Origin of the sequence: Methylobacterium sp. E-041, assembly GCF_022829665.1 — a bacterium.
In the GTDB taxonomy this organism is placed as follows: domain Bacteria; phylum Pseudomonadota; class Alphaproteobacteria; order Rhizobiales; family Beijerinckiaceae; genus Methylobacterium.
The window spans coordinates 76017-82405 of record NZ_JAKSYQ010000089.1 but is presented as its reverse complement, the minus strand read 5'-3'; the positions used below and the strand labels follow the sequence as shown (position 1 = coordinate 82405).

Genomic DNA, 6389 nt, shown 5'->3' with positions numbered 1-6389 from the left:
ATGATGAGCATGTCGATCTTCCCGTGCGCCTGCATGGCTGCATCGGTCACGGAGGACATCCACTCGATGTCGGGCTTGGTGATCTTGTCCTTGATCTCGAAGGCGAGAAGGTCGGGACGCGGTGCCTCACGCTGGATGACTGAACCGTCCGGTGCTGCGTTCATGCGTTCCTCCCAATTCCACCATAGCAGATTATGGATTGAACGATACGATCCCACGTTTTGATCCAAACCGATGAGCGTGCCGCACAGTGGCTGCTGCCAAACCTGGGCATCGAAGCCCACCTTGCAGGTCGCAGGTTCGGGCGCTCACAATACGGTGTCTATGAGAGCTGCCATCCAATGCAAATCACGCTGAGCGCCGCACACATACTTCTACCAGCCTTTTGCCCGTTAAGTCTGCCACAGCATCACCGCAAACGGGTTCTTACCTAACCAGGTTGCGCTCTCTTCCGTGCAGCGCGCACAACCACGCACATGATACGTCAAAGATGTGGATCGGCCGCCGCTTCAAGCCGTCCCGATGCGATGGCGTCTTGAAAAAATCTGAAGTCCTCAGCGTTTCGATCGCCGTAGGCGGCAGACCAATCAGCTACAGCCTCCCTTAAGTCGGCGCGGCCATCGTGGCCGCAGTAGCCTGCAATTGCTGAGGCATCCCCTGTTCGTGCATGGGCCTTGGCCAACAGGGCGCCATAGGCGTGGGAAAAGTACATAAGAGATCGACCTGTCATGCGAGAGACTGGGATCTCGCCCTTCATGTTCTTCATCTGCCGCACGTAGAACGGGCGGTCGGCGATCGTGGTCCAGCCGAGCAGCGGGTCGCCGACGCCCTGGAGCAGGCGCTGCCCGTAGATCACCCGCTCGCCCTCGTGGCTGGCATAGGGCTCCGGCATGCCGGGCAGGTAGGGGGCGTGGGCCGGACGCACCGCCTCCTTCACCTGCAGGAAGAGCACGTCCTGGTCCGAGTTGCCGCAGAGCAGCGCCACGTAGGCGCGGGTCCCGACGCTGCCGACCCCGACGACGCGGTGGGCGACGTCGACCACGTGGTAGCGGCTCAGCATGAACCGGCGCTCGCGCGGCAGCGTCTCGGCGTAGTGCTCGAGCCCGGTGATCACCGACTCGCGGGTGTCGTCGTCGACGCGCGTGAGGATCGGCGCGTCCTCGCGGAAGCGCCAGCCTCCGTCGACGCGGCGCTCGCCGACGCGGGCGAGCAGGCTCTGGTTGTTCTTCTTGCGCGCCTTCTCCACCGCCTTGCGAACGACGGCCTGGGACGCCTCGTCGATGCGGACGCCGGAGAAATCGAGCTCGTCGGCGCGGGTGGCCTGCTGCCAGACGTCGAGGGACCCCTGCGGCGCGAGGTCCAGCATCGTGTGCTGGTAGCCGCCGACGGCGGCCATCACCGCCTGCCGGCGCTGGTCGGCGGGCACCCCGTCCTCGCGGGCCGCGACCTCGATGCTGGCGACGAGGCGCTTCAGGTCCCACTCCCAGGGGCCGATCGTGACCTCGTCGAAATCGTTGAGATCAAGCACGACGTCGCCCTGCGGCGTCCCGAACAGGCCGAAATTCGAGATGTGCGCGTCTCCGTTCATCACCACCATGATCTCGCTGCGCGGGCTGTGCGCGAGATCCCAGGCCATGACGTGGGCCGCCCCGCGCAGGAAGGCGAAGGGCGAGCTCGCCATGCGGGCGACGCGCAGCGGCACCAGCTCGGGCTGCCGCCCCTCGTGGGCGCCCGCGATCAGGTCGACCGGATCGGGCCGGTCGGCGGGCAGGTCGAGGGCGGCGTGAGCTGCGTGGTCCACCACCTCGCGCAGGCGCTTGCCGGCGGCGCGGCGCTTGTCCCAGGGCTCGCCGCCGGCGCGGAGATCGATGTGCGGGTAGTCGGCTAGCGGCTCCAGGACGCCGGCTTCGGCGGCCTCGTCCGCGGCCGCGTGGTCCTGGCCGGTCTCGGCGCCGGCGGACGCGTCCTCGCCGTGGATGGGGTTCGGTCGTTCCATGGCTGCCTGCGACTCCGATCGACCGGGGACAACCTTGACCGCATAAGTTCGTTGCGGCGGCGGGGATTATGTCGCCATCGAATCCGTGGGGCGTAGCGCGGAAGGGTTACGATATCGGACGCCGGGCCGATCCGGCCTTCACGTCAGCTCCACCGTCACGGGCACGTGGTCCGATGGTTTCTCCAATCCGCGCAGGTGCTTCTGCACCGAGGCCGCGACCAGGCGGTCGGCGGCCTGGGGCGAGAGCAGCAGGTGGTCGATGCGGATGCCGAAGTTTCGCGACCAGGCGGCAGCCTGGTAGTCCCAGAAGCTGTAGAGGCCGGGGCGCGGGTCGCAGGCGCGGACCGCGTCGGTCAGCCCCTCGGCGAGGAGCGACCGGAACGCCGCGCGCGTCGTGGGCAGGTAGAGCGCGTCGTCGGCCCAGGCCGCGGGCTCGGCCGCATCCTCCGGCTCGGGAATGACGTTGTAGTCGCCGGCCAGCACCAGGGCGGTCTCCTCGCGCATCCGCGCGCGGGCATGCAGGCGCAGGCGCTCGAGGAAGGCGAGCTTGTAGGGGTATTTCGGGCTCGCCACCGGGTTGCCGTTCGGCAGGTAGATCGAGGCCACCCGAACCGGCGCGACGCCGTCCCCGGCGACTAGCGCCTCGACGTAGCGGGACTGCTCGTCCTCGGCGTCGCCCGGAAGCGCGCGCAGAACGGTCTCCGGATCGTAGGTCAGCGGCGCGCGCACCAGCAGCGCGACCCCGTTATAGGCCTTCTGGCCCACGGCCTCGACGGCGTAGCCCGCAGCCTCGATCTCGGCGCGCGGAAACGCCTCCTCCTGGCACTTCAGCTCCTGCAGGCAGACCACGTCCGGCTTGGCCTCGTCGAGGAAGGCGAGCAGGTGCCCGACCCGCTGCTTGATCGAATTGACGTTCCACGTGGTGATGCGCATCGCTGGCGTCCTGGAGAGCGGAGCCCGTCATCGGGCCTTCGCACCGCCCTGACAAGCGGAAGGCCGGACGCATCGTCGTCCGTCCCGCAACGAGGTCGCCGGTGGACTGGTTCGAGCCGATCGCCGGCTATTGCGAGCGCGGGAGCCCAGCGTTCTGGGCCGAGCCGGTCAACGCCGTCTCCAACGCCGCCTTCCTCGTCGCCGGCACCGTCGCGTTCCGGCGTGCCCGCACGGTGGACGATCGGCCCGCCGCCGCTCTCGCGCTCCTGACGGCAATCGTCGGCGTCGGATCCTTCCTGTTCCACACCCTCGCCGTGCGCTGGGCGATGCTCGCCGACGTGGTGCCGATCGCCGTGTTCATCCACGCCTACTTCTTCCTGGCGATGGTGCGGTTCCTGCGATTCGGGCTCGTAGCGGCGGCGGCGGCGACCCTGGCGTTCGCGGGCTTCGGCTTCGGGCTCGTCCCCGCCCTCGATGCCGCCGCCGGGCGCTCGGTCGAGGCCCTCACCAACGGCTCGGTCGACTACCTGCCGGCCGTGCTGGCGCTCCTCGGCGTCGCGCTCGGGCTGCGATGGCTCGGCGACCCGTCGCCGACCGGCGAGCGGCTCGTTGCGCTGGCGCTCCTGTTCGGCGTCTCGCTCGCCCTGCGCACCATGGACCGCAGCGTCTGCGCGCGTGCCCGTCGGCACCCACTTCCTCTGGCACCTGCTGAATGCCGGCATCCTCTGCGGCCTGGTCGTCGCCGCCGTGCGGCATCGGGCGGCGTCGCGCCGCCGGTGACGGGGGGCGCCCGGAGACGACCGCGCGACCGGCCGATTTCTTGCGCCTCCCGGCAAATCGAGGCAGAAGGACGCCGCCGCAGCCGATGGGGCGCGCGGCGTACCCCGCGCCCGTCCGCGCTGGCCGACAGGCCGCCGACGGCGCAGGGCAGAAGGCTACGAAAACCAGCATGTCCCAGAGCTTCCGCCTCGGTGTCGCCGGTCTCGGCACGGTCGGTGCCGCCGTCGTCCGCATGATCGCGCGCCGCTCGTCGGCGCTCGCCGCCGCCACCGGCCGCGACATCCGCGTCGTCGCGGTCTCCTCCCGCGACCGGACGCGCGACCGCGGGTTCGACGGCGCCGGGCTGCACTGGTTCGACGACCCGGTGGAGATGGCGCGCTCGGCCGAGGTCGACTGCGTGGTCGAGCTGATCGGCGGTTCGGAAGGGCCGGCCAAGGCGGTCGTCGAGGCGGCGCTCGCCGCCGGCAAGCCGGTCGTCACCGCGAACAAGGCGCTGCTCGCCCTGCACGGCGCGGCGCTGGCGACGTCCGCCGAGACCGCGGGCGTGGCCCTGGCCTACGAGGCGGCGGTCGCCGGCGGCATCCCGGTGATCAAGGCGCTGCGCGAGGGGCTGGCCGGCAACGCGGTGAGCCGCGTCTACGGGATCATGAACGGCACCTGCAACTACATCCTCACCCGGATGGAGCGCGAGGGCCTGACCTTCGAGGCCTGCCTCAAGGACGCGCAGGCGCTGGGCTACGCCGAAGCCGACCCGACCTTCGACGTCGAGGGCTTCGACACCGCCCACAAGCTCGCGATCCTGACGAGCCTCGCCTTCGGCACCGCGATCGACGCCGAGGGCGTCTCGGTCGAGGGCATCTCCGGCGTGAAGCCGCTGGACCTGCTGATGGCCGAGGAGCTCGGCTACCGGATCAAGCTGCTCGGCGTCGCGCAGGCGACGGAGGCCGGGATCGAGCAGCGCGTGCACCCGACCATGGTGCCGAAATCCTCCAGCATCGCCCAGGTGATGGGCGTGACGAACGCGGTGACGATCGACGCGGACGCCGTCGGCGAGCTGACCCTGATCGGCCCGGGCGCCGGCGGCGAGGCCACGGCGTCGGCGGTCGTCGCCGACATCGCCGACCTCGCCGCCGGCCTGACCCGCCCGACCTTCGGCTGCCCGACCGCGCAGCTGCGCCCCGCCGAGCGGGTCGAGATGCAGCGCCACGAGGGCGGCTATTACATCCGCCTCACGGTCCACAACCGGCCCGGCGTCGCGGCGGGCGTGGCCACCCGCATGGCCGAGCGCGAGATCTCCCTGGAGAGCATCCTGCAGCGCCGCACCGGGGAGACGGCGGAGAGCGATCCGCACGGGCGCTCCGGGCAGCCGGTGCCGCTGGTGCTGATCACCTACGCCGCGACGGAGGGCAACATCCGCGCGGCGCTCGACGCCATCGCGGCCGACGGGCTGCTGGCCGAGGCGCCGCAGCTCATCCGAATCGAGCGGGAATAAGCCTCCTCGGCACCTGAAGAATAGGCACTATCGTTCCTCTTCGCTGGAAATTCGGAAACCTGAGTTATTTTCGTGCATCCTGCCTGCGCTAAGCTGTAGGAGCAGGGCACCGAAAACGTTCGGGCCGCGGGAAGGGCTTGGGAAACGATGGACGAGGCGCTCATGCAGGGCTCGCGGAGCGTCGTCGCGCGCACGCTCACCCTCGAACTCGCGCGCGTGACCGAACGCGCGGCCATCGCCGCGGCCGCCCTGCGCGGGCAGGGCAACGAGAAGGCCGCCGACCAGGCCGCCGTCGACGCGATGCGGGCCGAGCTCAACGCGCTGCCGATCGACGGCACCGTGGTGATCGGCGAGGGCGAGCGCGACCAGGCGCCGATGCTGTTCATCGGCGAGCGCCTCGGCAGCGGCGGCGGGCCGCGCGTCGACCTCGCGGTCGATCCGCTGGAGGGTACGACCCTGTGCGCCAAGGACATGCCGGGCGCCATCGCGATCATGGCGATGGCCGAGCGCGGCTCGCTCCTCGCCGCCCCCGACGTCTACATGCAGAAGATCGCGATCGGCCCGGGCTATCCGCCGGGGATCGTCGACCTCGACGCCAGCCCCGCCGACAACATCGCTGCGCTCGCCCGCGCCAAGAGCGTGCCGGCCTCGCAGATCATGGCGATCGTCCTCGACCGGCCGCGCCACGCCGACCTCGTCGCCGCGATCCGCGCGGCGGGCGCCGGGGTCCGCCTGATCTCGGACGGCGACATCGCCGGCATCATCTTCACCAACTCGCCCCACGAGACCGGCGTCGACATCTATCTCGGGACCGGCGCGGCGCCCGAGGGCGTGATCGCGGCCGGCGCGCTGCGCTGCATCGGCGGCCAGATGCAGGGCCGGCTGATCCTCGACACGCCCGAGAAGCGCCGGCGGGCGCAGGACATGGGCATCGGCGACCCGAACCGGAAATACGAGCTCACCGACCTCGCCCGGGGCGACGTCATCGTGGCGGCGACCGGCGTCACCGACGGCGCGCTGCTGCGCGGCGTGCGCTTCAGGCCCGGCGTGATCGAGACCGAGACCGTGGTCTATCGCTCGGCCACGGGCACGGTGCGGCGCATCCTCGGCGAGCACCGCCGCACGGAGCGCAACGTCGACTGAGCATGCGCGAACGCCGTCCGCGGAGGCTTCCCCTGCGGACGGCGC

Annotated in this window: 5 protein-coding genes and 1 pseudogene; 3 read left to right on the top strand and 3 right to left on the bottom strand. The window is 70.6% G+C overall.

The window, feature by feature from the left end; genetic code table 11:
* The 3 genes from MKK70_RS09240 to xth form a co-directional block, all read right to left on the bottom strand.
* Positions 1-284: STAS/SEC14 domain-containing protein (locus MKK70_RS09240; RefSeq protein ID WP_243947111.1), on the bottom strand; the 284-nt coding region annotated here is incomplete at its 3' end.
* Between the two features lie 200 nt (positions 285-484).
* Complete coding sequence (locus MKK70_RS09235) at positions 485-1996, bottom strand: DUF2252 domain-containing protein (protein ID WP_243947109.1); 1512 nt, start codon at positions 1994-1996, stop codon at positions 485-487.
* 138 nt (positions 1997-2134) lie between these two features.
* Positions 2135-2929, bottom strand: a complete 795-nt coding sequence (gene xth, locus MKK70_RS09230; RefSeq protein WP_147726667.1) for an exodeoxyribonuclease III — start codon at positions 2927-2929, stop codon at positions 2135-2137.
* A gap of 101 nt (positions 2930-3030) precedes the next feature.
* Here xth and MKK70_RS09225 point away from each other — a divergent pair.
* The 3 genes and pseudogenes from MKK70_RS09225 to glpX all read left to right on the top strand — a co-directional run bounded on the left by MKK70_RS09225 (position 3031) and on the right by glpX (position 6344).
* Positions 3031-3709, top strand: a pseudogene (locus MKK70_RS09225) (ceramidase domain-containing protein).
* Between the two features lie 169 nt (positions 3710-3878).
* The gene (locus MKK70_RS09220) at positions 3879-5201 is read left to right on the top strand and encodes a homoserine dehydrogenase (protein WP_243947107.1); all 1323 of its coding nucleotides are present in this window, start codon (positions 3879-3881) and stop codon (positions 5199-5201) included.
* Between the two features lie 147 nt (positions 5202-5348).
* Complete coding sequence (gene glpX / locus MKK70_RS09215; RefSeq protein ID WP_243947105.1) at positions 5349-6344, top strand: class II fructose-bisphosphatase; 996 nt, start codon at positions 5349-5351, stop codon at positions 6342-6344.
* Positions 6345-6389 lie beyond the last annotated feature (45 nt).

Bases quoted from the DNA above. Each gene is read 5' to 3' on its own strand.
- MKK70_RS09220 (WP_243947107.1), top strand. From the start codon at position 3,879: ATGTCCCAGAGCTTCCGCCTCGGTGTCGCCGGTCTCGGCACGGTCGGT.
- glpX (WP_243947105.1), top strand. From the start codon at position 5,349: ATGGACGAGGCGCTCATGCAGGGCTCGCGGAGCGTCGTCGCGCGCACG.
- xth (WP_147726667.1), bottom strand. From the start codon at position 2,929: ATGCGCATCACCACGTGGAACGTCAATTCGATCAAGCAGCGGGTCGGG.
- MKK70_RS09235 (WP_243947109.1), bottom strand. From the start codon at position 1,996: ATGGAACGACCGAACCCCATCCACGGCGAGGACGCGTCCGCCGGCGCC.